This window comes from Actinomadura sediminis, assembly GCF_042675525.1.
Taxonomy (GTDB): domain Bacteria; phylum Actinomycetota; class Actinomycetes; order Streptosporangiales; family Streptosporangiaceae; genus Spirillospora; species Spirillospora sediminis.
On the sequence record NZ_JBHTJA010000024.1, the window covers coordinates 18,606 to 43,835 of the forward strand.

A 25,230-nucleotide genomic window follows, 5' to 3' on the forward strand; every position below is an offset into this window, starting at 1 on the left:
TTGGCGTGGCCGCCGGCGGCTTTCGTGGGGGTGTCCGGCCGGGGCCCGCCCCCGTGCGGGGCCCCGGCCGGACGCCCGGCTCAGAAGTCGGTCCACGTGTACGTCGGGCCGCCTTGGGTCTGGGCGGTGGCGTTCCACAGTTCGACGAACGCCTGCTTGGCTTCCTCCGCGGCGGTGTTCGCCGACGTGACGGCGCCGTCCGCCGAGGCGTGGGAGCACGTGCCGGTGGACACGGCGTCGTCCGCCCAGCGGATGTACTCCTCGTCCGCGACCAGCGACAGCCGCGTCATCTCCACGAGCGCGCCCCGCAGGGCGTCCGCGTCCGGTGCGGCGCCGAAGTCGGCGTCCGCGGCCGTCCGCGCCTGGGCTCTGCGCTCCTCGGTCACCTCCCGCAGCACCGGCAGGTCGGACGCGACCGTGGCGCAGTCGCCGAGCGTGCCCGGCAGCTTCGACCGGGTGCCCTGGATCTCGGCGAGGAGACCGTCCACGGGGACGCCCGGGCTCTCGTCGCTGCTCAGCGGGACGCCCGTGGCCGCCGCCGTCTCGGTCTCCGGCGCCTCGTACGTCTTGGGCCAGTTCGTGACCGCGAACCGTCCGCCCACGACGAGCGCGAGGAACATGACCAGCGCGACGCCCACGCTCTTCCACGCCTCGGCGATGGTGGACGGCTCGGCCTCGGCCGGCGCCGCGTCGGCCGGGTCGGGAAGGTTCCTCGGCTCGGGCATCTCCTCGCCGCAGTGGGTGCAGGCGGGGCGGCGCACGATGGTGTCGTTGTCGCACCAGCGGCATCGCATCAGCGGCTCGCCCCCCGTCCGGGTCCGAGCGGGTCGTCGTCCGGGGCGGGCCGCGGGCCTGGCGCGGGCGCCCCGTTGGGGCCGGGCCGCGGACGTTCGCCGCCGGGGGTGTCGCGCAGCCTGCGGCGGCGGTCCTTGGCCTGCTTGATCCAATCGCGTCCGTCGGCGGCCACCGCCTCCAGCAGACCGAGCGCGCCGTTCAGGTCGGCGTCGCCCGCCCGGGGGTCCGCGTCCAGGTGCTCCACCCGGATGTCGACCTGGTGGCCGCTGCCGAGGGTGAGCCGGAAGAGCTGGTGGAGGACGAACGACGACAGGTCGGGCGCGCCGCGCTCGTCCGGCCCCGGCAGTATCGGCCTGCGCCTGCCGTCGTCGAAGCGGATGCCGCGCTCGACGACCTCGGCGGCGGTGAGCGCGTCGTAGCGGAACGCGGTGCGGTGCTGGTCCTTGGCGATGCCCGTCGGGAAGTCGAGGTGGACGGCCATCTGCCGAACCCCGGCCTCGGTCAGCAGGAACACCCACACGATGTAGGCGGAGAAACGCGGCGGCCCGCGGTGGACGCGGGCGCGGCGGGCGGTGGGCACGGCCTCGGTGATGAACGCGTGCTGGAGGACGTCGCGGCTCGCGAGCCCGTACTGGTTCATCGCCAGGGACTTGAGGAAGATCTTGTCGAAGTCCAGCCAGCGGGCCATCTCGGTGTCGGTCGGCCGGTCCCGGAGCAGCGCGACGCGGTCGGCGTACGCCCTGCGCTCATCGTGCAGCCGCAGCTCGGCGTCCTTCTCCGCGCGCCCCGCGTGCAGCCGCCCCACGAAGAGGACGTCCACTCGTCCGAAGGCGGCGAGGACGGTGCCGCCCGCGGCCCACGCCAGCATGACGAGCGCGATGTCCGGCTGGTGGAGGGACGCGGCGGTCAGCAGGGTGAGCCCCGCGTACACGACCGCGATGATCTCCGCGATGGTGAGCAGCCGGGCGGGGAAACGCTGCCGCAGCCGCGCCCGTCCGCTGCTCTGCGACCACTCGCGTGCGGCCTGCCGGGCGTGCCAGGCGATCAGCCAGTCGATCGCCCCGGGCTCGACCTTCGGCTCCGCGTACAGGTTGGTGATCTCGGTGGCGAGCACGGACCGCCGCTGCCGCGTCGCGAGCGTCCACGCGGACCGCTCGACGGCCCCGTCCGGGGCCCGCTTGGCGAACTCCACGTCGACGCGGCGGGCGACGTGCATGCTGAACGGCGTCGCCGCGGTCACCGGTTCGCGGGCCGGGAACGGCGAGTGGCGGCGCGGCGCCTGCAGCGGCGCGAACGCGCACCCGGCCGCGGCCGCCGCGAGCAGCAGCACGCCCGCGACGATCGCGGACCGCACGTCCTGGACGACCGCCATCGCGAACCCCAGCGTCAGCCCGGCGCCCGCCATGATCGTCCCGCAGACCGCCAGCGTCGACCGGAACAGCCCGGGCTCGAACGGACGGGCGTCCATGGGGCGGGGTTCGGCCGGGACGGGCTCGAAGAACTTCCACACCCGCGCCTCCCGGCCGTTCCCGTCGCGGTGGTCGCGGACCAGGGCGGCGAGGCGCGCGTCGACGCGGTCCCGCGCGATGCCGCTCAGCAGCAGGTCCAGGTGCCGGTGGATCTCCTCCCGGCGCGGCCCGGGAAGCCGGTCGAAGTCGGCGAAGACGTCATCGAGGACGCCCGGACCGTGCCCGCTCAAGTCGTGCTCGCCCGTCCGGTCCTCGGCGAGCAGCCGGCCGAGGAGCCGGTACACGACGTCGAGGGCGCGGCGCCATTCGTCGTCCGGTCCGCCGCGCGCGGACGTGCGGGCCGCCTCGACGTCGCGGATCCGCTCGCCGTCCAGGAGCTCGAACGGGCGGTCGCTCAGCACGGCGAGCGCCCAGTGGTACGCGGCGCGGCAGGCAAGGTGCCGCCAGCGCGGGTCGGCGAGCCGTCCGGACGCGACCAGCGCGCCGAGCAGTTCCTCGGCGCGGCGGGGCATGTCGCCCGCGAGGCAGTTCTCGGCGACCTCCAGCCTGCGGTCGGGCTCGTCGTCCTCGCGGGACACGTAGATGTTCGCCTCGTGGACGACGCCCGCCTGGAACCCGACGCGCGCGTTGTCCTTGGCGGTGTTCTCCACGCGGGGCTCCTGCGAGCCGTCGCGCCCTGCATTGTTGACCATCTTCTCCACGCGTTCGAACGCCTCGCGCGCGCGGGTGCGGCGCGCGGCCGGACTCACCGCCGGTCTCCCGTCGCGGAGCGGCCGTCGCCGTCGCCGAAGAAGTCGGCACCGAAGGACGCGGAGTCCACCCGTCCCGCCTGGAACCCGACGCGGGCGTTGTCGTTCGCGTTGTTGACGACCCGGGGCTCGGCCTCCGGCTCGGGCGCCGCGGCCTCCTTCAGCCCGGGGACGAGCTTGGTGAGGTCGCGCGCGAGCCGGCCGAGGTCGGCGTCGAGGTTGCGGGCGTCGAGGCGCGTGTGCTGGCAGTAGGCGAGGGCCTCCAGCTCCGGGGGCAGCAGGTCGGACGTCGGCAGGTGCGCGTTGTTCAGCAGGATCGGGATCACCCGCACGTCGTTGCCGAACGCCTCGACGATCTCCCGGCGCACCCAGTCGTCCGGGTCGTCGATCCGGCGGCGGCCGTCCTCCCGGACCTCCAGCCAGCGGACGCCGATGAGCGCGAGCAGCACGTCGCTGCGGCGGACGCCGTCCAGCAGGGCCCTCCGGTAGTCGTCGCCGGACGGGATCGACTTGCTCGCCCGGAAGATCGTGTCCCAGCCGAACCGGTCGGACAGTTCGCGGTCGAGGAAGGCGGCGACGTTCTCCCCGTCGCCGGTGCGGTAGTTGATGAAGATCTCGGGCATGACGTCTCCGTTCCGTGGGGCGGTCGTGCGGTGTGTGCGGGACGGGGTGCGGGCGATCAGGTCGCGGGGGGACGCAGCGACGCGGTGAGCGCCGGGTACAGGTCGCGCACCGGCGGGTGGTCGCGGCGGCGGTCGAGCGTCCGGGCCAGCCGCCGCAGGTCGGCCGCGATCGTCGCCGAGCCGACCACGTCGGCGATCGGCAGCAGCCGGGCCGTCAGCGCGCAGGCGTGCTCGACCTCGCCCGCCGCCGCGTGCGCCAGCGCCCGCCGGGCACCGAACCGGGCCCGGGACCGCAGGGCCTCCGGCGGGATGCGCGCCACCTCGGCGTCCAGGATCTCGGCGGCGTCCCGCGGCCGTCCCAGCTCGTACAGGCACCAGCCGGTGACCATCGAGACGGGGTCGGGCAGGTTCCGGGACCCGAGCCCGGCCGCCTGCCCGCCGGAGTCGGCGGCGAGGAACCGGCGGGCGCGGTCGAGGCCGCGCATGCAGGCGTCGCCGTCACCGGCCAGCGCGTGCCCCTGGGCCTCGCGCTGCGCCGCGAGGCCGCGGATCCGCGCCGGGACGCCGCGGGCGGTCCACGCCCGGCGCGCCAGCTCCACGGTCCGCGCCGCGTCGTCCCGGTAGAGGGCCACCAGCGCCCGCCGGACGAGCGCGTAGGCGGCGAGGTCGCGGTCGCCGCCGGCCGCCGCCGTCTCGACCGCCTTCGCCGTCCACCACAGGGCCGCCTCGTCGTCGCCGGACTCCTGCGCCATCCAGCCCGCGAACTCGGCGAACCGCGCGGCGAGCACGAGCAGCTCGTCCCGGGTCCGGGCGGGCGCGCGCGCCGCCAGGTCCCGCAGGACGTGCGTCTGGGTGATGACCGCGGGCAGGACGGCGCCCGGGCCGGCGGTCTGGCCGAGGTTCCGGAACTGGGTGAGCAGCGTCCGGAAACCCTCCAGGGCGGCCGGTTCCGCGGCGGTCTCCGTCATGCCGCGGGGGCTCAGGCCGAAGCCCAGCACGGACGTCGAGGTCATCGCGAGCGCCTCGCGCCGGTTCATCGGATGGAACCGGCCCTCCCCGCCGGGGGAAAGGGTCATCAGCCACACCTCGTCGTCCGCTGCCCGTTCGGGGAGCCGGCCGCCGCGGGGCGGCCGGGCGGCGAGCGCGATGAGGGCGCCCTTCGCGTCGAGCACCGCGTCGCTCATGCGCGCCAGCTCGGGCGACGGGCCCTTCGTCCCGTGCTCGACCTTGCTCAGGTGGCCCTTGCTGTAGTGCACCAGGGCGCCCAGCTCGGCCAGCGACAATCCCGCCGCCAGGCGCCGTCGCCGCAGCTCCGCACCGAATGTTGCCATCGTCTCCGGCATTTCGGTCTCCGTTTCCCGTTGTCGGTCCGGCGGGCTGGCGGGAGCGTCCGTTCGGGCTTTCCGGGCGTGCCGCGGCAGCACGATCGGACGGCGGGGAGCGCGCGGTGGCGGCGGCAGGACAATGCTTCGGAAACGGGAGCGAGAAGCCGGGGATTCGTGACGTCGGCCCGGGCCGAGGCGTCCATGGCCTGCATGATCGGCGCACCGCGGGCGGCCCGCGGAAGCCGTCGTTCACGCCTCGCATGGCGATCATGAATCTTCGGCGGAACGGGCATGAACCAGGAACACCTCCACGCGAGCGCCACACTACCAACGGCGGGTAAAGCCTCGCGTGTTGTTTTCACGGGCGACGACCGGATAACACGAGTTTCCCGTTTCCTCCTTGCGTGCGACCATCCGAGACACCTTTATGGATCATGGAATATGCACTTTTATGGACGAGCTCCACATAACGGTGCGACCTGGACGCTCGACTCCCCCGCGACCGCGCCGCCCCCGACACCGGCGTCCGTCCAGGACTCCCCGGGGCGGGCGGCGGAGTCGCCGGGGTGTACTTTGAGGCACTTGCCATGAGATAAACGGAGAGTTAACGGCAAACCGGGCGGTTCTCTGTGATCTAGATCAAGCCTCGGCGTGATCCACCTCTCTCCGGCCGCAGGTTTCCGCTGGTCACCCCGCATCTGATGACGACTGATAGGACTCTCTTATCAGTGCGTTGCGATAGATCGATTTCTCTTCTCGACGCCCCTGCGGCACGCTGAGTGACATCAGCCCCCGAGGAGCCGTCCCGGGAGGCATTCCGGCGCCTCGACGAAGGCGCTCCCCTTTCTCGCGAAAAAGGAGCATGCGTGCTTACTGTCGGTGACCAGTTCCCCGAGTACGAGCTGACCGCCTGTGTCTCGCTGGACGCGGACAACGCCTTCGAGACGATCAACCACAAGACGTACGAGGGCAAGTGGCGCGTCGTGTTCTTCTGGCCGAAGGACTTCACGTTCGTCTGTCCGACCGAGATCGCCGAGTTCGGCCGGCTGAACGAGGAGTTCGCCGACCGTGACGCCCAGGTGCTCGGCGCGTCCGTCGACAACGAGTTCGTCCACTTCGCGTGGCGCAAGGACCACCCGGACCTGCGGGACATCCCGTTCCCGATGATGGCCGACCTCAACCGCGAGCTGTGCGAGGCCCTCGGCATCCTCACCGCGGACGGCGTGGCGCAGCGCGCGACGTTCATCGTCGACCCGAACAACGAGATCCAGTTCTCCATGGTGACCGCCGGTTCCGTCGGCCGGAACGTCAAGGAGGTCCTGCGGGTCCTCGACGCCCTGCAGAGCGACGAGCTCTGCCCCTGCAACTGGAACAAGGGCGAGGAGACCCTGGACGCCAACAAGCTGATGGCCGGCGCCTGATCCAGCCCCGTGTCCGGCCGGTCCCGGACGCACCCAGTCACCCCGCCGGACGGCCCGCACGGGCCGTCCGGACCGGCGGCCGGTCGCGTAGCGCATCAGCACGCGCGGCCGGCCGTTCGCATGAAAGGACTACCTGATCATGAGCGTTGACGCGCTGAAGAGCGCCCTGCCGGGCTACGCCAAGGACACCAAGCTCAACCTGGGCTCCCTCACCTCGACCTCGCAGCTCTCCGAGCAGCAGCTCTGGGGGACGGTCCTGGCGTGCGCGCTCGCCACCCGCAGCGCCGTCGTCATCCGCGAGCTGGCCGAGGAGGCCGGCGACTACCTGTCGGCGGAGGCGTTCGAGGCCGCCAAGGCCGCGGCGTCGATCATGGCGATGAACAACGTGTACTACCGCGCCACCCACCTGATCGGCGACGAGACGTACGCGACCCTGCCCGCGAAGCTCCGCATGTCGGTGATCGCCAAGCCGGGCGTGGAGAAGGTCGACTTCGAGCTGTGGTCGCTGGCCGTCTCCGCGATCAACGGCTGCGGCCGGTGCCTGGAGTCGCACGAGAAGGTCGTCCGCGAGGCGGGCCTGTCCCGCGAGCTGGTGCAGGAGGCCCTGCGGATCGCCGCGGTCGTGAACGCGGCCGCCGCGACGCTGGAGGCCGAGGCCGCCCTCGCCCCCGCCACCGTCTGACGACGCCGTCTGACGCCACCGGCTGACGACGCCGTCCGACGCGACGCGCCTACCGTGCGGCCCGGGTGCTCCCGCACCCGGGCCGCACGCTTTCCCGCGGGTGTTCCCGAGCCGTTCACTTGCCGTCCGGCCTGGGCGTCTACGGTCACGGACGTGACGAACGATCAAGGAATCCTCGGCCGCCGCACGCTGCTGACCGGCGCGCTCGGCACCGCCGGGGCGCTCGCCCTCGCCGCCCCCGCCGACGCCTCCCCGCTCCCCCGGCACCGTCCGCGCGTGCTCATCGCGACGAACGAACCGTGGGGCGTCTACCACGTCCGGCCGCTGCTCGCCGAGGCCGCGCGGCGCGGCGTGCGGCTCACCCAGCTCGTCCCCGACCTGTCGGGGATCGACGCGGACGAGACCGTCCCGGTGGCCACGCCGCGGGACGCGCCGCGCGCCGACCTGCTGGTGGTGACGGGCGCGGGCGAGTGGCCGCTGGAGTGCGCGGCGAGGTTCGGGCGGCTGCCGCGGGCGGCGAGCTCGCTCGCCTACCTGGGGCCGCAGGAGGCGCCCGGCGCCGACCGGGTCCGGCGCGGGCTGCGCCTCGTCACGTCGTCCTCCCCGGCCGAGGCCCGGTCGTTCGGCGGCCATCTCGGCACCCGGCGCCACATCCGGGTCGTGGGCTCGCCGCAGACGGACGACCTGCCCGTGCGCCGCCCGGAGCCCGGTCTGGTGCTGGTCGTCACGAGCGTCACCCGGCCGGACGGGACGGGCGGCGCGGCGCCCGGCACCGAGCTGCTGCTGGCGGCGGCCGAGCGGCTGCGCGCGGCGGGCAAGCGGGTCCTGGTCGGCCTGCACCCCCGCGAGGACCGCTCGCTGTGGGAGGAGTACGAGATCAGCGACGTGCCCACGCTGCGGGCGTCCGCCCGCGCGGAGGCGGCGATCGGCATCCCCGGCACGATCTTCCCGCTGATCACGGCCGTCGGCACGCCCGTGGTGGGCTGCACCGACCCGGCCCTGTCCGTCCCGGACTACCTGCTGTCGGTGTGCTCCGCCACGATCGGCGACGCGGCCGACGCCGTCCAGGCCGTGACCGCCGCCCGCCTGCCCGGCCGCGACGTGCTCGCCGACGCGGTCGGCCCGGTCGGCGGCTCGGCGGCGCGGCTGCTGGACGCCTGGGCGCGCGCGGCCCGCCCCCGGCGGGGCTGACCCCGCCCGGGGGTCACTCCCACTCGATGGTGCCCGGGGGCTTGGAGGTGATGTCGACGGTGACGCGGTTGATCTCGCGGACCTCGTTGGTGATCCGGGTGGAGATCCGCTGGAGGAGGTCGTAGGGCAGCCGCGCCCAGTCGGCCGTCATGGCGTCCTCGCTGGTCACCGGCCGCAGGACGATCGGGTGCCCGTAGGTGCGGCCGTCGCCCTGGACGCCGACCGAGCGGACGTCGGCCAGCAGGACGACCGGGAACTGCCAGATGTCGCGGTCGAGCCCGGCGCGGGTGAGTTCCTCGCGGGCGATCGCGTCGGCGTCGCGCAGGATCTCCAGGCGCTCGCGGGTGACGGCGCCGACGATGCGGATGGCGAGGCCGGGGCCGGGGAACGGCTGCCGCCACACCATCTCGGGGGGCAGCCCGAGCTGCTCGCCGAGCGCCCGGACCTCGTCCTTGAACAGGGTGCGGAGCGGCTCGACCAGCTTGAACTGGAGGTCTTCGGGGAGGCCGCCGACGTTGTGGTGCGACTTGATGTTCGCCGCGCCGGTGCCGCCGCCGGACTCGACGACGTCCGGGTAGAGGGTGCCCTGCACGAGGAACTCGACGGGTTCCGGGGCGTCCTCACCGACGATCTCGCGGGCGGCCTCCTCGAACACGCGGATGAACTCGCGGCCGATGATCTTACGCTTCTGCTCGGGGTCGGAGACGCCGTCGAGGACCGCGAGGAAGCGGTCCTGGGCGTCGACGACGTGCAGGTTGACGCCGGTCGCGGCGACGAAGTCCTTCTCGACCTGCTCGGCCTCGCCCTTGCGCAGCAGCCCGTGGTCGACGAACACGCAGGTGAGCCGGTCGCCGATGGCGCGCTGGACGAGCGCGCCCGCGACCGCGGAGTCGACGCCGCCCGACAGCGCGCAGATCGCGCGCTTGCCGCCGACCCGGGCGCGGACGGCCTCGATCGAGTCCTCGGCGATGTTGACCATCGTCCAGCCGGGACGGCAGCCCGCGCCCTCGTAGAGGAAGCGGCGCAGGATCTCCATGCCGTGCTCGGTGTGCAGCACCTCGGGATGGAACTGGACGCCGAAGAACCCGCGGGACGGGTCCTCCATGCCGGCGACCGGGGTGACGTCGGTGCTGGCGGTGACGGTGAAGCCGTCGGGGGCGCGGCTGACGAAGTCGCGGTGCGACATCCAGACGGCCTGCTCGGCGGGCAGGCCCGCGAACAGCATCCCGGGAGAGGAGACGGCGACGGTCGCGCCGCCGTACTCGGCGACGTGCGAGTTCTCGACGGTGCCGCCGAGGGCGCGGGCCATCACCTGGTGGCCGTAGCAGATGCCGAAGGTGGGGACGCCGAGGTCGAACAGGCCCTCGGGCGCGGCGGGGGCGCCGTCCTCGTACACCGAGGCGGGCCCGCCGGACAGGATGATCGCCTTGGGCCGCTTCGCGAGCATCTCCGCGGCGGGCATCGTGGACGGCACGATCTCGCTGTACACGTGACATTCGCGGACGCGTCGCGCGATGAGCTGCGCGTACTGCGCGCCGAAGTCGACGACGAGAACGGTGTCGAAGGACTGGTCTGCGGCCACCAACAAAACGCCTTTCCCACGGCCGGAAGGACTTCCCAGTCTACGGGCCCCGGCCTGCGCTGATGCCCGCGCCCGCGGCGTCGGCGCTGACGGACCGGATGCGGAGGATAACGGTCGGCATCCATTTACCTGGATCACACGCGCGCCATGACTTCGCTCTGATACCTGTTGATGACGCCCTGTGTTCGCATGTCGCCGTGTCCACATGTCGACGTGTCCACGTGTCGTCGTGTCCGCGTGCCGCCCGTCCGCGCCCGCTTCTGTAGGAGTGCCGTGAAGCTGCTGACCACCGCCGCCCTGCTCGCCGCCCTGGTCCCCGCCGTCCCCGCCGCCGTCCCCGCCGCCGCTCCGGCGGGGCTCGCGACCGGGCAGCGCGAGGCCGTCCGGGACGACTGCGCTCCGGCAGCGGCGCGGCTGCGGCCCGGCCCGAACGGGCACGGCGAGCACGGGCACGGGCACAAGGACCACGCGGAGCTCACTCCGGCGGAGTCCGCGGCCGTCGAGTCGGACCTCGACCGGATCCTGGAGGGGCTCGGGCTGTCGCTCGGCCCGAAGGAGCCGCCGGAGGCGAACGCGGCGGAGCGCCGGGCGGCGAAGCAGATCACCGTGCCCGTGTACTTCCACGTCCTGCACGACGGATCGCGCGGCAACGTGTCGGACGCCACGGTCAAGCGCCAGATCAAGGTGATGAACGACGCCTACGGGGGACGGTACGGCGGCGACGACACCGACGTGTCGTTCAGGCTGCGCGACGTCACCCGCTCCGACAACGCCGACTGGTTCCGGTACCCGGAGCAGTACGAGCGGTCGTACAAGCCGCGGCTGCGCAAGGGCGGCAAGGGCACGCTGAACCTGTACAGCGCGTACGTCGAGGGCGACCTGCTCGGCTGGTCGACGTTCCCGTGGAAGTACCGCGACGAGCCGAAGATGGACGGCGTCACGATCCACTACGGCAGCATGCCGGGCGGTCACATCGACAAGTTCAACCGCGGGTTCAGCGCGACGCACGAGGTGGGGCACTGGCTCGGCCTGTACCACACGTTCCAGGACGGCTGCGGCGGTGAGGGCGACCGGGTGTCGGACACCCCGGCGGAGCGCGACCCGTCCAACGGGTGCCCGGAGGGCAAGGACACGTGCCCGCAGCCCGGCGACGACCCGGTCCACAACTTCATGAACTACAGCTACGACACCTGCATGTCCGCGTTCACGAAGGGGCAGGGCGACCGCATGCACAAGGTCTGGGCGGCCTACCGCCGCTGAGCCCTGCGGGCCTCCGCGAGCCGCGCGGCGTCGCCGTCCGGCAGGTACCGGACGGCCTCGCGGAGCGTCACGCCCGAGACGTCGCCGATGTGGGCCTCGACCCATCGCGCGACCCACGCGGGGTCCTTCTTCGACTGCTCGCGCAGCACCCAGCCGAGGGCCTTGCGGATGAAGAACTCGGTCTCGTCGGCCAGCGCGCTCCCGAACCGGTCGATGCGGTCGAGGTCGGGCGCGCCCGTCCGGACGCCGGGCAGCAGCGCGAGCAGCGCGGACCGCCGGATCCACATGCACGGGTCGGCCGCCCAGGCGTCCAGGACGGGCGCGTGGCCGGGGCTCCGCAGGACGAGCGCGCCCGCGACCCGTTCGGCGAGGTTGTCGACGTACACCCAGCTCGCCGAGTCGCGGATCATCCGCCCGGCGACCGCGACGTCGCGGGCGTCGAGGACCGCGACGCGCCGGACCAGCACCTCGATGGCCGCCATGCGCGCCTCGTGCACCGGCCGCCCCGCGTCCTCGGCCGTCCAGAGAGCCGCGGCGAGGGCGAGCAGGTCGTCGCGCGCCGGCGGCGTCCGCACGGCGGACACCGCGATCTCGCGGAGCACCGGGACGGTCACGCCGATGTGGACGAACCCGCTCTTCAGGTACCGCCGCTCGCTCTCCGCGCGGGCCGGGTCGGCACGGTCGCGCAGCTCCGCGAGGATCCTCGCGGCCTCCCCCTCGACGTCCATGCGGGTCAGGCTACGCCGGGCACCGGACGCCGGGCGCCGGACGTCCGGCGCCATCGGACGCCCGGCGCGGCCGGACGTCCGGAGCGCGGTCAGCTCACGTCCACGATCGGCAGCCGCAGCGCCGCGGGCGCCTCCGCCGGGACGACCGGGTTCTTCGGCGCGACGGCGTCGACGCGGCGGTAGGCGTCGCCGAGTTCGGGCCGCGGGTCGGGCTCGCCCCGGTTCGGCCACAGCGACATCGCGCGTTCGGCCTGCGCGGTGATCGTCAGGGACGGGTTGACGCCGAGGTTCGCCGAGACGGCCGAGCCGTCGACGACGTGCAGGCCGGGGTGCCCGTAAACGCGGTGGTAGGGGTCGATGACGCCGGTCCGCGGGGAGTCGCCGATGGCGCAGCCGCCGAGGAAGTGCGCGGTCATCGGGACGTCGAACAGGTCGCCCCAGGTGCCGCCCGCGAGGCCCCCGACCTCCTCGCCGATCAGCCGGGTCGCCTCGTGCCCCTCGGGGATCCACGTGGGGTTCGGCTCGCCGTGCCCGGCCGTCGCGCGCACGTCCCAGCCGAACGGGCCCTTCTTCGGCGACAGCGTGATCGAGTTGTCGCGGGTCTGCATGACGAGCGCGATGACGGTCCGCTCGGACCAGTGCCGGACGTCGAAGAGCTGGAGCAGGTCGCGGGGCCTGCGGGCCACCTCGCGGAGGAACTTGCGGAAGCGCGGGACGTGCGGTTCGCCGGGGCGGTCGCCGTCCACCAGCAGCGTCTGCAGCCCGGCGAGGAGGTTGGAGCCGCGCCCGTACCGGACGGGTTCGATGTGCGTGTCCGGGGTGGGGTGGAACGACGAGGTGATCGCGACGCCCTTGGAGTAGTCGGGCCCCGGCTTGCCGTTCGGCCGCCCGCCGCCGAGGATCGCCTCGGAGTTGGTGCGGGTGAGGGCGCCGAGCCGGTCGGAGACGCGCGGCAGCCGCCCGGTCGACTTGAGCTTGTGCAGGAGCTTCTGGGTGCCGTAGGTCCCGGCGGCGAACACGACCTGCTCGGCGGTGAGGGTCTTGCGGTCGCGGCCGAACGAGCCGGTCCGGACGATCTCGACCGCGTAGCCGCCGCCGTCCAGCGGCGCGACGTCCGTGACGCGGCTGAGCGGCATCACCCGGGCCCCGGCCTTCTCGGCGAGGTACAGGTAGTTCTCGGTGAGCATGTTCTTGGCGCCGTGCCGGCAGCCGACCATGCACTCGCCGCACTCGAGGCAGCCGCGGCGGCGCGGCCCGGCGCCGCCGAAGTAGGGGTCGGCGCTCTCGACCCCGGCGCCGCGCCCGAAGAACACGCCGACGGGCGTCTTGACGAACGTGTGCCCCTTGCCCATCCGGTCGGCGACCCGCCGGATGACCTCGTCGGCCGCCGTCGTCGTCGTGTTCTGCACGACGCCGAGCATCCGCTTGGCCTGGTCGTAGTGGGGGGCGAGCTCGTCCTGCCAGTCGGTGATGTGCGCCCACTGCCGGTCCTTGAAGAACGGCTCCGGCGGCACGTACAGGGTGTTGGCGTAGTTGAGGGACCCGCCGCCGACGCCCGCCCCCGCCATGACGAGGACGCGGCTCTGCTTCGTCCCGCGGATGAGGTGCAGCCGCTGGATGCCGGTGAGGCCGAGCGCGGGCGCCCACAGGTAGCGGGCGACGCGCCAGTTGGTCTTCGGCAGCCCGGGGTAGCGGGAGCCGGGCGCCCCGGACGGGTTCGTGTCGAAGCGGCGGCCCGCCTCGATCACCCCGACCTTGTAGCCCTTCTCGGTCAGCCGCAGCGCGGTCACGCTGCCGCCGAACCCCGACCCGACGACGAGAACGTCGTAGTCGCGCTTCACTGGCACCCCTACTTGATCCGGAGCTTCTTCATCAGCTTGATCCCGTTGGCCATGACCCCGGCGAAGGTGTCGTAGCCGACGTTGCCGGGCGGCTCGAGGTCCAGGTAGTGCTGGCTGGCGATCGTCTGGACCTCGGTGAACTTGAGCAGGCCCTCGGCGCCGTGGCGGCGGCCGACCCCGGACTGCTTCATGCCGCCCATCGGCGAGTCGTAGGACGCGTAGGCGGCGCCGTACCCGTCGTTGATGTTGACGGTCCCGGCCTGGATGCGGGCGGCGAGGCGGCGGCCCGCCGCGACGTTCTTCGTCCAGATCGAGGCGTTGAGGCCGTACTGGGTGTCGTTGGCGCGCTGGACGACCTCGTCCTCGTGCCGGTACTTGTAGATCGACACGACCGGGCCGAACGTCTCGTTGGCGCACAGGTCCATGTCGGTGGTGACGCCGGTGAGCAGCGTCGGCTCGTAGAACAGGGGGCCGACGTCCGGCCGGGCCTTCCCGCCCGCGAGGACGGTCGCGCCCGCCTCGACGGCCTGGTCGACGTGCTCGGTGACGGCCTTGAGCTGCCGCTCGTAGGTGAGCGAGCCCATCTCGGCCTCGAAGTCGAGCCCGGTGCCGAGCTTCATGTTCGCGACCAGCTCGGCGAGCCGGGGGACGAACCGGTCGTAGACGTCCTCGTGCACGTACATCCGCTCGATGGAGATGCAGAGCTGGCCCGCGTTGGTGAAGCAGGCCCGCAGGGCCCCCCGCGCGGTCCGCTCGACGTCGGCGTCCGCCATCACGATCATCGGGTTCTTGCCGCCGAGTTCCAGTGAGTACCCGACCAGGCGCGGCGCGACCTTCTCCGCGATGGCCTTGCCGCCGCGGGTCGAGCCGGTGAACGACACGTAGTCGGCCTCGCCGATCAGCGGGTCGCCGATCTGCGCCGGGTCGCCGACGACGATCTGCCACACGTCCTCCGGCAGCCCCAGCTCGACCAGCAGGTCGAGCACCCACAGGCTGGACAGGCACGTCTGGGTGTCGGGCTTGTGGACGACCGCGTTCCCGGCCATGATCGCGGGCACGATGTCGCTGGCGCCGAGCGCGAACGGGTAGTTCCACGGGGCGATCAGCGCGACGACGCCCTTCGGGTGCCGCAGCTCCTGCACGCGGGTCAGCCCCGGCATCATGCCCTGCCGGCGCTGCGGCTTCAGCAGCTTCCCGGCGCGCCGCGCGTAGTAGAGCGAGCACAGCGCCACGTCGAGGAACTCCTCGAGCGCGTGCCGCCGGGCCTTGCCGGTCTCGAGCTGGATGACGTCGAGGATCTCCTCGCGCCGCGCCACGAGCGCGTCCGCGAGCCGCAGGAACGGCTTGACCCGCTCGCGGACGGGCAGCGCCGCCCACGCCCGCTGCGCCGCGCGGGCCCGCTCGTGCGCGCGGCGGACGTCGTCCGCCGTGGACAGCGGGACGGTCGCCAGCGGCTTGCCGGTGAACGGGGCGGGGATCGTCGCCGACTCGGCGCCGTCCGACGCCACGCGCGCGGCAAGCCGGTCGAGGAGGTTCGGGGGGAGCTCGTGCGCTGCCGCACCGTCGGCACGGACCGTCGGAGATGCCATGCAGAAGAGGGTATGACCGCCCGGCCATTTTTGCTACCCGCAAGTAACGACGATTTCACCCGCCGCCCACCCGAACGGACCGTTCCAACCGGCGCGGACTTCCGCAACTCCCGGACTGACCATGCTCGACCGGTGTATTCCGAAAAGGCAGCAGCCGACGCGACCCCCCACGCGAAGGGACCCCCCATGACCGACGCCCACGGCGACGGCCCGCCCCCGCACGCCGCGAACGGCGCACTGCGGCACCACCGGGCCGGCGGCGGCCCCGCCGCCCGGCGCGAGCGCCGCGAGCAGACCCGCGAGGCCCTCCTCGCCGCCGCCGAACGCCTATGGGCCGAACACGGCATCCACGGCGCCTCCCTCGACGACGTCGCTGCGGCCGCCGGGCTCACCAAGGGCGCCGTCTACTCGAACTTCACCGGGAAGACCGACCTGCTGCTCGCCCTCCTGGAACGCTTCACCGGCGACCGCCTCGGCACCGGCTTCCGCGACGGCCTGCACCCCGCCGAGCCCGCCCCCGCCCTGCCCGAACCCGACGCGGGCCGCCGCGCCGGGCGCGCCCGCCCGTCCCCCGAACCGCCGGACGGCGCCCGCCGCATCGCCCTCCTGCTCGTCGAGTTCTGGCTGTACGGCATGCGCGACTACGCGGCGGGCTGGCGGATCGCCGACTGGTACGCCGAGCGCCGCGCCCTGCTCGCCCGCGACCTGCCCGAGCGCGACGGCATCGCCCCGGACGACCGCGCCGCGCTCGCCGTCGCGCTCGACGTCGGCCTCGCCTTCCAGCACCTCCTCGACCCGGCCCGCGTCCCCGCCCGCCTCTACGACACCGCCCGCGCCCTCGCCCTCGCGCACACCGCGGCGGAGGCGCCCGGCGCCCTGCCGGACGCGCCGCCCGGGCACGCGCCGTTCGACGGCCGCTCCCCCGCGTCCGGAATCTCGTGAGGGACGCGCTACGGGGTGGCGGTGGGGACGATGTCGGGGGCGCCGCGGCGGTGCGCGTCGGCCTCCTGGTCGTCGACCTGGGTCTGCGAGGCGCGCTCCGCCTCCACCCGCTTGCGGTAGTACTCGATCTCCCGGTCGCGCTGCTTCTTCGACCAGCCGAGCACGGGCGCCAGCAGGTCGGCGGCCTCCTGCGCGACGCCGACGCCGCGGTCCCACGTCTCGATGGAGATCCGGGTGCGGCGGGCCAGGACGTCGTTGATGTGCCGGGCGCCCTCGTGCGACGCGGCGTAGACGACCTCCGCGCGCAGGTAGTCGTCCGCGCCGGTCAGCGGCTTGCCGAGGTCGGGCTTCTCCGCGATGAGCCGCAGCAGGTCGTCCACCAGCGTGCCGTACCGGCGCAGCAGATGCTCGATGCGCGCCACGTGCAGGCCCGACCGGTTCGCCAGCCGGTGCCGCGCGTTCCACATCGCCTGGAAGCCGTCCCCGCCGACGAGCGGGATCCGGTCCGTGCACGACTCGGCGACCTTGCCGTCCAGCCCGTGCGCCACCGCGTCGATCGCGTCCTTCGCCATCACCCGGTAGGTCGTGTACTTGCCGCCCGCGACCAGGACCAGGCCCGGCACCGGGTGCGCCACGACGTGCTCGCGCGACAGCTTCGACGTCTCGTCCGTCTCGCCCGTGAGCAGCGGGCGCAGGCCCGCGTACACGCCCTCCACGTCGTCGTGCGTGAGCGGCGTCGTCAGGACGGCGTTGACGTGTTCGAGCACGTAGTCGATGTCGGCCTGGGACGCCGCCGGGTGCGCCTTGTCGAGGTCCCACGCGGTGTCGGTCGTCCCGATGATCCAGTGCCGGCCCCACGGGATCACGAACAGGACCGACTTCTCCGTGCGGAGCAGGATGCCCGTGGACGAGTGGATGCGGTCCTTCGGCACGACCAGGTGGATGCCCTTGGACGCCTTCACGTGGATCTGCCCGCGGCCGCCCACCAGCTCCTGGATGTCGTCCGTCCACACGCCCGTGGCGTTCACCACCTGCTTGGCGCGGACCTCCGCGGTCGTGTTCGCCTCCAGGTCGCGGACCCGCAGCCCGGTGACGCGCTCCCCCTCCCGCAGGAACCCGACGCACTGGACGCGCGACGCGATCTGCGCGCCGAACTCCGCGGCCGTCCGCAGCGCCATCATGACGAACCGGGCGTCGTCCACCTGCGCGTCCCACAACTGGATCGCGCCGGTGAACGAGTCCTTGCGCAGGGACGGCGCCAGCCGCTGCGCGCCCTTCCGGGTGAGGTGCCGGTGGTGCGGGACCCCGCGCGTGCTGCCCATCTGGAACGCGAGCGCGTCGTACAGCGCCACGCCCGTGCCGAAGTACGCCCGTTCCCACACGTGGTGGGTCGTCGGCAGGAGGAACGGGACGGGCCGCACCAGGTGCGGCGCGATCTGCTGGAGGAGCAGGCTGCGTTCGGTCAGCGCCTCGCGGACGAGATCGAAGTTGTACTGCTCCAGGTACCGCAGCCCCCCGTGGATCAGCTTCGACGAACGCGACGACGTCCCCGACGCGAAGTCCCGCGCCTCGACCACCGCGACCGACAGGCCCCGCGTCGCCGCGTCCAGCGCCGCGCCGGCCCCCACGATGCCGCCGCCGACCACGACCACGTCGAACTCCTCGCGCGCCATGCGGTCGAGTGCGGCGGCCCGCTCGGCGGGACCCAGCCGCGAGCTGCCCAGGCCGGTCACCGGTGATCCCGTCATCGCAGATTCCCCCCACACACGGTTCGGTTACGCCAGGTACCTACCCCACAGTAGGGACGGAACTACCCCGGAATCCGCCGATTCCCCGGGTGTGCCTGGTCTCAGTTCCGCGGACGCGCGGAAGCCCCGGACCCGCAAGGATCCGGCGCTTCGGAACACACTCGGAAAGGCTCCGTCGAGCCTCCGCGGACATGCGAGCCGGCCCGTCGCCTCCCCCGGCGGAGCCCGCCGCGGCGACGCGTCAGTCGACCAGGCGCGGGGCCACGACGACCTGCACCCGCTGGAACTCCTTCAGCTCCGTGTACCCGGACGTCGCCATCGCGCGCCGCAGCGCCCCGATGAGGTTCATCGAACCGTCCGCGACGTGCGACGGGCCGTGCAGGATCTGCTCCATCGTGCCGATCGTCCCGACCTCGAGCCGGGTGCCGCGCGGGATGTCCGGGTGGTGCGCCTCGCTGCCCCAGTGGTAGCCGCGCCCCGGCGCCTCGGTGGCCCGCGCGAACGGCGACCCCACCATCACCGCGTCCGACCCGCACGCGAACGCCTTCGCGATGTCGCCGCTGTTCACCATGCCGCCGTCCGCGATCACGTGCACGTACCGGCCGCCCGACTCGTCCAGGTAGTCGCGCCGCGCCGCCGCCACGTCCGCGACGGCCGTCGCCATCGGGACCGCGACGCCCAGCACCGTCCGGGTCGTGTGCCCCGAGCCGCCGCCGAACCCCACGAGGACGCCCGCGGCGCCCGTCCGCATCAGGTGCAGCGCCGCCGTGTACGTGGAGCAGCCGCCCACGATGACCGGGACGTCCAGGTCGTAGATGAACTGCTTGAGGTTCAGCGGCTCCGCGCGTCCCGACACGTGCTCCGCCGACACCGTGGTGCCGCGGATGACGAACAGGTCGACGCCCGCGTCGATCACCGTCTTGTGGAACTGCGCGGTGCGCTGCGGTGACAGCCGCGCCGCGACCGTCACCCCCGCCTCCCGGACCTGCTCGATCCGGCGGCCGATCAGCTCCGCCTTGATCGGCTCGTTGTAGATGTCCTGGAGCCGCCGGGTGGCGCGGGCGTCGTCCAGCGACGCGATCTCGGCGAGCAGCGGCTCCGGGTTCTCGTACCGCGTCCACAGCCCCTCGAGGTCGAGCACGGCGAGCCCGCCGAGCCGTCCCACCGCGATCGCGGTCGCCGGGCTGACCACGCTGTCCATCGGTGCCACGACCAGCGGCATCTCGAACCGGTAGGCGTCGATCTGCCAGGCGACGCTGACCTCCTCCGGGTCGCGCGTCCGGCGGGACGGCACGATGCCGATGTCGTCGAAGGCGTACGCCCGCCGGCCGCTCTTGCCGGCGCCGATCTCCACGTCTGCGGCCACTGCGCCCTTCCTCTGGTCACGGGACGTCCACGGCGTTCCCGCGCGCTGCGGAAACAAGCCCCGCAAGAGCTTACGTCAGCCCAGGACGGCGCCAGGACGCCCCCGTGGGGTCAGCGTCCCTGGTAGTTCGGCGCCTCGACCGTCATCTGGATGTCGTGCGGGTGGCTCTCGCGCAGTCCCGCCGGGCTGATCCGCATGAGCTGCCCGCGTTCCTGCAGCTCGGGGATCGTCCGGGTCCCGGCGTACCACATCGACTGGTGCAGCCCGCCGATGAGCTGGTGCGCGACGTTCGCGAGCGGCCCCCGGTACGGCACCTGCCCCTCGACGCCCTCCGGGATCAGCTTCTCCTCGCTGTTCACGTCGGCCTGCGCGTACCGGTCCTTCGAGAACGAGGCGCCCCGCTCCCGGTTGCGCATGGCGCCCAGCGAGCCCATGCCCCGGTACGACTTGTACTGCTTGCCGTGCACGAAGATCAGCTCGCCCGGCGACTCCTCGATGCCCGCCAGCAGGCTGCCGAGCATCACCGTGTCGGCGCCCGCGACGATCGCCTTCGCGATGTCGCCGGAGTACTGGATGCCGCCGTCCCCGATCACCGGGACGCCCGCCTCCTTCGCCGCCCGCGCCGCCTCGAAGATCGCCGTGAGCTGCGGGACGCCGACGCCCGCGATGATCCGCGTCGTGCAGATCGAGCCCGGCCCGACGCCCACCTTGACGGCGTCCACCCCGGCTTCCACCAGCAGCTTCGCGCCCGCGTAGGTCGCGACGTTCCCGCCGATGATCTGCACCCGCGACCCGTCCTTGATCGCCGCGATCGTGTCCGCGACGCCCTTGGAGTGCCCGTGCGCGGTGTCGACGATGATCACGTCCGTGCCCGCCTCGACGAGCGCCCGCGCCCGCCGCACCGCGTCCTCGCCCACCCCCACGGCCGCCGCCACCAGCAGCCGTCCGTCCGCGTCCTTGGTCGAGTTCGGGTACTGCTCGCTCTTGGTGAAGTCCTTGGTGGTGATCAGGCCCTTGAGCCGGTTGTCCCCGTCGACCAGCGGCAGCTTCTCGACCTTGTTGCCCGCCAGCAGCGCGAACGCCTCGTCCCGCGACACGTTCACCGGCGCGGTGACCAGCGGCATCGGCGTCATGACCTCGCGCACCGGACGCGACGGGTCGGACTCGAACCGCATGTCCCGGTTGGTGACGATGCCGACCAGCACGCCCCGCACGTCCGTCACCGGCACCCCGGAGATCCGGTAGCGGGCGCACAGCGCCTCCACGTCGGCCAGCGTGGCGTCGGGCAGGCACGTCACCGGCTTGGTGATCATCCCGGCCTCGGACCGCTTCACCCGGTCGGCCTGCTCGGCCTGCTCCTCGATCGACATGTTCCGGTGCAGGACCCCGATGCCGCCCTGCCGCGCCATCGCGACCGCCGTCCGGGCCTCGGTCACCGTGTCCATCGCCGCCGACAGCAGCGGGATCCGCAGCGAGACGTCGCGGGTCAGCCGCGTCGTCGTGTCGGCCTCGCCCGGCTGCAGGTCGGAGTACCCGGGGAGCAGCAGGACGTCGTCGAACGTGAGGCCCTGCGGGAGGAATTTGTCGGGCTCGGCGGCGGGGTTCATGACGACCTTTCGTAGCTGGTGGCGGTGTCCGGCCAGGTCACGGCGACCCTGTACCCATGGTAGGGCGTGCGCCCGCGCCGCGAGGGGCGGTTCGGGACGGTCCCCGAGTGGGGTTGATGACACCGACCAACAACCGCGTCCCGCCCCGACATTCCCCGCGTACCGCCCGCCCGCCGATCGTTTCGACGCACCGCGCACCCGGGGGGTGCACCTCACCGGGCCACTGGCAGTAGCGTGGGAGTGTGCACGACGACGCTCCGCTCGACCCGTTCGCCGGAGACCCGGACGACCCGGCGGCGTCGCTCGGCGACCCGGGCGAGGACGCCGCACCGCTCAGCGTGACCGAGCGCGAGGACGTCCTGGCCGACCTGGCCGACCTCGAGGTCTTCCGCGCCCTCCTCGAACCCCTGGGCGTCCGCGGGCTCACCGTCGACTGCGGCGACTGCGGCAAGGCCCACTACATCGACTGGGACCTCCTGCACGGCAACCTGCGCCACCTCCTCGACGAGGGCCTCCCCCGCGTCCACGAACCGGCCATGTCCCCCGACCCGGTCGACTACGTCTCGTGGGAGTACGCCCGCGGCTACGTCGACGGCGTCATCGACAGCGAAGAAGGCCGCGACGACTGACGCCGCCGGACGATCGGGGACGGCTACCGGTGCCGTCCCGCCTAGTCGCGGGTGAGGCGGTTCCAGCGGTCGCGGGCCTGGTCGCGCAGTTCGCGCAGCGTGGGCGGTTCGGCGCCGTCGCCGTCGTCCTCGCGGGACACCGGCGAGGACGGCCGCGCGTCCTGTTCCTGGCGGGACTCGAGGAACCGCTCCAGCCGCTCCTTGAACTCGCGCTCGACCGGATCGGGGACCCGCCGCTCGGGGTCCGGGGTCGCCGCGGGCGCCGCCGTGGTGGGACGGACGCGCTCGGACGGGCGCGGCGCCGGCGGGGCGGACGGCGCGGGCCGCACGTGGGTGGCGGCCACCGAGTCGTCCTCGGCGTCGCGCGGCGGTTCGGCCGTTCCCGCGGGGCCGGGCGTCGTGGGCGCGGCCGCGGACGACCGGTCGGTCACCCCGCTGCCGGCCGCGGCGACGCCGGTGCTGGCGAGGACGGCGCCCGCGTCGGCGAGCGCGACGATGGTGCGGGGCCCGCGACGGCGCGGGCCGGGGCCCGCCGGGACGGGCGGGGCCGGGTCGTCGACGTCGCTGACCAGCGCGGACAGCAGCCGGACGGCCGGGTCGGCGTCATCGGGCGGGGCGGCGCGGTCAGCGGAGCCGGCAACGCGCCGGGCCGCGATGGCGTCGATGATGGCGTCGGTACGGCGCACCGCGTTCAGGTCGGCGGGGGCCGATGGCCCGCCCCCCGCCGCGGGGAAGTCGTGGGGGCGTGCGGGCTCGGCCGGATCCGGGGCGCCGGGGCTCCGCTCCGTCAAGCGATCGACTCCTCTCTGGCCATCGCCCGAAGCCGGGCCAGCGCCCGGTGCTGCGCGACCCGTACCGCCCCCGCGGACATGCCCAGTACATTACCGGTCTCCTCGGCCGACAGACCCGCCACGACGCGCAGCAGCACCAGCTCGCGCTGCTGCTCGGGCAGCCGAGTCAGCAGGTCGCGGGCGCGCTGCGCCTCGATGTGCCGCACCACCGTCTCCTCGGGCCCGGGCCGGTCGTCCGGGCCGTCCGGCAGATCCTCGGTGGGGACGGCCGCGCGGACGGCGCTGCGCAGCGCGTCCGCGATCTTGTGCGCGGCGATGCCGAAGACGAACGACGCGAAGGGGCGGCCCATGTCCCGGTAGCGGGGCAGTGCCGACAGGACGGCGATGCACACCTCCTGCGCCACGTCGTCGGCGATGTGGTACTGCCCGGAGACGCGGCCGAGCCGCGCCCGGCAGTACCGGACGATCATGGGCCGGACCTCGGCGATCAGCACTTCGATCGCGCCGGGGTCGCCCTGCACCGCGCGTGCGGTCAGTTCTTTGAGATCACCGTCGTCGGGCTTCGCCGTCCGCCGCCTTCCGCGGCCGGTGTCGCGGGGCGGGGGCGGCGGTCCCCCGGAGAGCTCGGCTGCGCTCGCGGCCATGGTCCGGGCGTGGCTTCCCTCGGTCACGTCAAGCATGATGCCCAGCGCCGCCGGGCGTGTCGCCACAGTCTCGTACAACGGAATGGTCACAGTTCTGCGCCGGGGGGTGCGCGAAAGGGCCCCCGTCCGTACGGACGGGGGCCCTTCGACGGTGTGCTACACGCCTTCCGACATGCGCTTTCGCCGGTGCCGTCGATCAGTGGCCGTGGCCGTGACCGTGGCCGTGCCCGCCGGCGGACTCCTCTTCCTCCTCCGGCTTGTCGACCACGAGCGCCTCGGTCGTGAGCAGCATGCCCGCGATGGAGGCGGCGTTGGTGACGGCCGAACGGGTGACCTTCACCGGGTCGATGACGCCCTGGGCGACGAGGTCGCCGTACTCGCCGGTGGCGGCGTTGTAGCCGTGACCCGACTGGAGGTCGCGCACCTTGGAGACGACGACGTAGCCCTCCTGGCCCGCGTTCTCGGCGATCCACCGCAGCGGCTCGTCGAGCGCGCGGCGCAGCGCCTCGGCGCCGACGGCCTCGTCGCCGGACAGGCCGAGGGCGTCGAAGCCCTCCTTGGCGACGTGCACGAGCGCGCTGCCGCCGCCGGAGACCATGCCCTCCTCGATGCCGGCGCGGCTGGAGGAGATGGCGTCCTCGAGACGGTGCTTCTTCTCCTTCAGCTCCACCTCGGTGGCGGCGCCGACGCGCAGCACGCAGACGCCGCCGGCCAGCTTGGCCAGCCGCTCCTGCAGCTTCTCGCGGTCCCAGTCGGAGTCGCTGTTCTCGATCTCGACCTTGATCTGGTTGACGCGCGCGTTGATGTCGTCCGCGGACCCCTCACCGTCGACGATGGTGGTGTTGTCCTTGGTGACGGTGATGCGGCGCGCCCGGCCCAGGTCGTCGATGTCGATCGAGTCGAGCTTGAGGCCGAGGGCCTCGGACACGACCTGGCCGCCGGTCAGGGTGGCCATGTCGCCCAGCATCGCCTTGCGGCGGTCGCCGAAGCCCGGCGCCTTGACGGCGACGGACGTGAAGGTGCCGCGGATCTTGTTGGCGACGAGCAGCGCGAGGGCCTCGCCCTCGACGTCCTCGGCCACGACCAGCAGCGGCTTCTTGGTCTGGGCGACCTTCTCCGCCAGCGGCAGGAACTCCTGCACGTTGGAGATCTTGCCGTCCACGATGAGCACGTAGGCGTCCTCGAGGACGGCCTCCATGCGCTCGGGGTCGGTGACCATGTGCGGGGACAGGTAGCCCTTGTCGAACTGGAGCCCTTCGGTGAACTCCAGCTCGAGGCCCATGGTGTGGGCCTCCTCGACGGTGATGACGCCGTCCTTGCCGACCTTGTCGAACGCCTCGGCGATCAGCTCGCCGATCTGCGGGTCCTGCGCGGAGATGGTCGCGACGTGCGCGATCTCCTCCTTGGTGGCGACCTCGCGGGACGCCTTCAGGAGCTGGTCGGAGACGAACTGGGCGGCGGCGTCCATGCCGCGCTTGAGGGCGAGCGGCGACGCGCCGGCGGCGACGTTGCGGGTGCCCTCCCGGACCAGCGCCTGCGCGAGGACGGTCGCCGTGGTGGTGCCGTCGCCCGCGATGTCGTTGGTCTTGGTCGCCACTTCCTTGGCGAGCTGGGCCCCCAGGTTCTCGTAGGGGTCCTCCAGCTCCACCTCGCGGGCGATGGTGACGCCGTCGTTGGTGATCGTCGGCGCGCCGAACTTCTTGTCGATGACGACGTTGCGGCCGCGCGGGCCGATCGTCACCTTGACGGCGTCAGCGAGTGCGTTGACGCCGCGCTCAAGAGCCCGGCGAGCGTCCTCGTTGAACTCCAGGATCTTCGCCATGCGGATTCTCCTCTTTCACGCGGTCCGCCCCGGCCCCGCCGAAGTCGGCGCGGACCGGGGCGGGCGCATCACGTCTCGCTGATTACTTCTCGATGACCGCGAGCACGTCGCGGGCCGAGAGCACGAGGTACTCCTCGTTGTTGTACTTGACCTCGGTGCCGCCGTACTTGCTGTACAGCACGACCTCGCCGACCTTGACGTCGACGGGGACGCGCTCGCCCTTGTCGTCGACGCGGCCCGGGCCGACGGCCACGACGGTGCCCTCCTGGGGCTTCTCCTTGGCGGTGTCGGGAATCACCAGGCCCGACGCGGTGGTGGTCTCGGCCTCGAGCGGCTGGACGACGATGCGGTCCTCGAGCGGCTTGAGAGTGACCTTGGTGGCGGTCGTCACGATCTGACCTCCCCTTCGATAGGTCCTCGGCCGGC

At 73.1% G+C, this 25,230-nt stretch carries 21 protein-coding genes; 6 read left to right on the forward strand and 15 right to left on the reverse strand.

Annotated elements, in window-relative coordinates; translation table 11 throughout:
• Nucleotides 1–80 precede the first annotated feature (80 nt).
• Genes ACFQ11_RS14835 through ACFQ11_RS14850 form a run of 4 tightly spaced genes read right to left on the reverse strand, consistent with a single transcriptional unit; the run spans nucleotide 81 to nucleotide 4,979 of the window.
• The gene (locus ACFQ11_RS14835) at nucleotides 81–794 is read right to left on the reverse strand and encodes a hypothetical protein (protein ID WP_378298886.1); all 714 of its coding nucleotides are present in this window, start codon (nucleotides 792–794) and stop codon (nucleotides 81–83) included.
• Nucleotides 794–3,013, reverse strand: coding sequence for a hypothetical protein (locus ACFQ11_RS14840; RefSeq protein WP_378298887.1), 2,220 nt, complete (start codon nucleotides 3,011–3,013; stop codon nucleotides 794–796). The genes ACFQ11_RS14835 and ACFQ11_RS14840 overlap by 1 nt, the downstream gene beginning before the upstream one ends.
• Complete coding sequence (locus tag ACFQ11_RS14845) at nucleotides 3,010–3,636, reverse strand: toll/interleukin-1 receptor domain-containing protein (RefSeq protein ID WP_378298888.1); 627 nt, start codon at nucleotides 3,634–3,636, stop codon at nucleotides 3,010–3,012. Before ACFQ11_RS14845 ends, ACFQ11_RS14840 begins: the two co-directional genes overlap by 4 nt.
• A 56-nt stretch (nucleotides 3,637–3,692) precedes the next feature.
• Nucleotides 3,693–4,979 (reverse strand): helix-turn-helix domain-containing protein, encoded by a 1,287-nt coding sequence (locus ACFQ11_RS14850; RefSeq protein ID WP_378298889.1) that lies wholly within the window; start codon nucleotides 4,977–4,979, stop codon nucleotides 3,693–3,695.
• 848 nt (nucleotides 4,980–5,827) lie between these two features.
• On the opposite strand from ACFQ11_RS14850, the gene ACFQ11_RS14855 reads away from it, so the two are divergent.
• The 3 genes from ACFQ11_RS14855 (at nucleotide 5,828) to ACFQ11_RS14865 (ending at nucleotide 8,255) form a co-directional block, all read left to right on the forward strand.
• Nucleotides 5,828–6,382 (forward strand): peroxiredoxin, encoded by a 555-nt coding sequence (locus ACFQ11_RS14855; RefSeq protein ID WP_378298890.1) that lies wholly within the window; start codon nucleotides 5,828–5,830, stop codon nucleotides 6,380–6,382.
• 139 nt (nucleotides 6,383–6,521) lie between these two features.
• Nucleotides 6,522–7,064, forward strand: a complete 543-nt coding sequence (locus ACFQ11_RS14860; protein WP_378298891.1) for a carboxymuconolactone decarboxylase family protein — start codon at nucleotides 6,522–6,524, stop codon at nucleotides 7,062–7,064.
• A 153-nt stretch (nucleotides 7,065–7,217) separates the two neighbouring features.
• On the forward strand, nucleotides 7,218–8,255 hold the full coding sequence (locus tag ACFQ11_RS14865) for a hypothetical protein (protein ID WP_378298892.1): 1,038 nt from the start codon (nucleotides 7,218–7,220) through the stop codon (nucleotides 8,253–8,255).
• Between the two features lie 13 nt (nucleotides 8,256–8,268).
• Here the strand turns inward: ACFQ11_RS14865 and guaA are convergent, their stop codons facing one another.
• The gene (guaA, locus tag ACFQ11_RS14870) at nucleotides 8,269–9,837 is read right to left on the reverse strand and encodes a glutamine-hydrolyzing GMP synthase (protein WP_378298893.1); all 1,569 of its coding nucleotides are present in this window, start codon (nucleotides 9,835–9,837) and stop codon (nucleotides 8,269–8,271) included.
• 273 nt (nucleotides 9,838–10,110) lie between these two features.
• Between guaA and ACFQ11_RS14875 the strand changes: the two genes are divergently transcribed.
• On the forward strand, nucleotides 10,111–11,097 hold the full coding sequence (locus tag ACFQ11_RS14875) for a zinc metalloprotease (RefSeq protein ID WP_378298894.1): 987 nt from the start codon (nucleotides 10,111–10,113) through the stop codon (nucleotides 11,095–11,097).
• On the opposite strand, the gene ACFQ11_RS14880 is transcribed toward ACFQ11_RS14875, so the two are convergent.
• The 3 genes from ACFQ11_RS14880 to ACFQ11_RS14890 all read right to left on the reverse strand — a co-directional run bounded on the left by ACFQ11_RS14880 (nucleotide 11,085) and on the right by ACFQ11_RS14890 (nucleotide 15,255).
• Nucleotides 11,085–11,825 carry a DNA alkylation repair protein gene (locus tag ACFQ11_RS14880; RefSeq protein ID WP_378298895.1) on the reverse strand — a complete coding sequence of 247 codons (741 nt, stop codon included), beginning with the start codon at nucleotides 11,823–11,825 and terminating at the stop codon, nucleotides 11,085–11,087. The two genes, ACFQ11_RS14875 and ACFQ11_RS14880, sit on opposite strands and share 13 nt — an antisense overlap.
• An 89-nt stretch (nucleotides 11,826–11,914) precedes the next feature.
• The gene (locus tag ACFQ11_RS14885; protein ID WP_378298896.1) at nucleotides 11,915–13,666 is read right to left on the reverse strand and encodes an FAD-dependent oxidoreductase; all 1,752 of its coding nucleotides are present in this window, start codon (nucleotides 13,664–13,666) and stop codon (nucleotides 11,915–11,917) included.
• A gap of 8 nt (nucleotides 13,667–13,674) precedes the next feature.
• On the reverse strand, nucleotides 13,675–15,255 hold the full coding sequence (locus ACFQ11_RS14890; protein ID WP_378298897.1) for a succinic semialdehyde dehydrogenase: 1,581 nt from the start codon (nucleotides 15,253–15,255) through the stop codon (nucleotides 13,675–13,677).
• Between the two features lie 186 nt (nucleotides 15,256–15,441).
• On the opposite strand from ACFQ11_RS14890, the gene ACFQ11_RS14895 reads away from it, so the two are divergent.
• Entirely contained in the window at nucleotides 15,442–16,197 is a 756-nt protein-coding gene (locus tag ACFQ11_RS14895; RefSeq protein ID WP_378298898.1) for a TetR/AcrR family transcriptional regulator, read from the forward strand.
• 8 nt (nucleotides 16,198–16,205) lie between these two features.
• Here the strand turns inward: ACFQ11_RS14895 and glpD are convergent, their stop codons facing one another.
• The 3 genes from glpD to guaB form a co-directional block, all read right to left on the reverse strand.
• Nucleotides 16,206–17,945: a glycerol-3-phosphate dehydrogenase gene (gene glpD, locus ACFQ11_RS14900; protein ID WP_378298899.1), complete on the reverse strand. Its 1,740-nt coding sequence runs from the start codon at nucleotides 17,943–17,945 to the stop codon at nucleotides 16,206–16,208.
• Nucleotides 17,946–18,186: 241 nt separating this feature from the next.
• On the reverse strand, nucleotides 18,187–19,299 hold the full coding sequence (locus ACFQ11_RS14905; RefSeq protein ID WP_378298929.1) for a GuaB3 family IMP dehydrogenase-related protein: 1,113 nt from the start codon (nucleotides 19,297–19,299) through the stop codon (nucleotides 18,187–18,189).
• Nucleotides 19,300–19,421: 122 nt separating this feature from the next.
• Nucleotides 19,422–20,918 carry an IMP dehydrogenase gene (gene guaB, locus ACFQ11_RS14910; RefSeq protein ID WP_378298900.1) on the reverse strand — a complete coding sequence of 499 codons (1,497 nt, stop codon included), beginning with the start codon at nucleotides 20,916–20,918 and terminating at the stop codon, nucleotides 19,422–19,424.
• A gap of 242 nt (nucleotides 20,919–21,160) precedes the next feature.
• Here guaB and ACFQ11_RS14915 point away from each other — a divergent pair, with 242 nt between their 5' ends.
• Nucleotides 21,161–21,547 (forward strand): DUF5319 domain-containing protein, encoded by a 387-nt coding sequence (locus ACFQ11_RS14915; RefSeq protein WP_378298901.1) that lies wholly within the window; start codon nucleotides 21,161–21,163, stop codon nucleotides 21,545–21,547.
• A 41-nt stretch (nucleotides 21,548–21,588) separates the two neighbouring features.
• Here the strand turns inward: ACFQ11_RS14915 and ACFQ11_RS14920 are convergent, their stop codons facing one another.
• The 4 genes from ACFQ11_RS14920 to groES all read right to left on the reverse strand — a co-directional run bounded on the left by ACFQ11_RS14920 (nucleotide 21,589) and on the right by groES (nucleotide 25,195).
• Nucleotides 21,589–22,338, reverse strand: coding sequence for a hypothetical protein (locus ACFQ11_RS14920; RefSeq protein WP_378298902.1), 750 nt, complete (start codon nucleotides 22,336–22,338; stop codon nucleotides 21,589–21,591).
• Nucleotides 22,335–23,009 (reverse strand): sigma-70 family RNA polymerase sigma factor, encoded by a 675-nt coding sequence (locus ACFQ11_RS14925; RefSeq protein WP_378298903.1) that lies wholly within the window; start codon nucleotides 23,007–23,009, stop codon nucleotides 22,335–22,337. Before ACFQ11_RS14925 ends, ACFQ11_RS14920 begins: the two co-directional genes overlap by 4 nt.
• Nucleotides 23,010–23,178: 169 nt before the next feature.
• Nucleotides 23,179–24,804, reverse strand: a complete 1,626-nt coding sequence (groL, locus tag ACFQ11_RS14930) for a chaperonin GroEL (RefSeq protein ID WP_378298904.1) — start codon at nucleotides 24,802–24,804, stop codon at nucleotides 23,179–23,181.
• Nucleotides 24,805–24,886: 82 nt separating this feature from the next.
• Entirely contained in the window at nucleotides 24,887–25,195 is a 309-nt protein-coding gene (gene groES / locus ACFQ11_RS14935; protein ID WP_191329558.1) for a co-chaperone GroES, read from the reverse strand.
• Between the last annotated feature and the right edge of the window lie 35 nt (nucleotides 25,196–25,230).

Excerpts from the sequence above, each read along its gene's own strand:
- ACFQ11_RS14835 (WP_378298886.1), bottom strand. The coding sequence starts at position 794 with ATGCGATGCCGCTGGTGCGACAACGACACCATCGTGCGCCGCCCCGCC.
- ACFQ11_RS14860 (WP_378298891.1), top strand. The coding sequence starts at position 6,522 with ATGAGCGTTGACGCGCTGAAGAGCGCCCTGCCGGGCTACGCCAAGGAC.
- ACFQ11_RS14890 (WP_378298897.1), bottom strand. The coding sequence starts at position 15,255 with ATGGCATCTCCGACGGTCCGTGCCGACGGTGCGGCAGCGCACGAGCTC.
- glpD (WP_378298899.1), bottom strand. The coding sequence starts at position 17,945 with ATGACGGGATCACCGGTGACCGGCCTGGGCAGCTCGCGGCTGGGTCCC.
- ACFQ11_RS14850 (WP_378298889.1), bottom strand. The coding sequence starts at position 4,979 with ATGCCGGAGACGATGGCAACATTCGGTGCGGAGCTGCGGCGACGGCGC.
- guaB (WP_378298900.1), bottom strand. The coding sequence starts at position 20,918 with ATGAACCCCGCCGCCGAGCCCGACAAATTCCTCCCGCAGGGCCTCACG.
- ACFQ11_RS14895 (WP_378298898.1), top strand. The coding sequence starts at position 15,442 with ATGACCGACGCCCACGGCGACGGCCCGCCCCCGCACGCCGCGAACGGC.
- ACFQ11_RS14845 (WP_378298888.1), bottom strand. The coding sequence starts at position 3,636 with ATGCCCGAGATCTTCATCAACTACCGCACCGGCGACGGGGAGAACGTC.
- ACFQ11_RS14880 (WP_378298895.1), bottom strand. The coding sequence starts at position 11,825 with ATGGACGTCGAGGGGGAGGCCGCGAGGATCCTCGCGGAGCTGCGCGAC.
- groL (WP_378298904.1), bottom strand. The coding sequence starts at position 24,804 with ATGGCGAAGATCCTGGAGTTCAACGAGGACGCTCGCCGGGCTCTTGAG.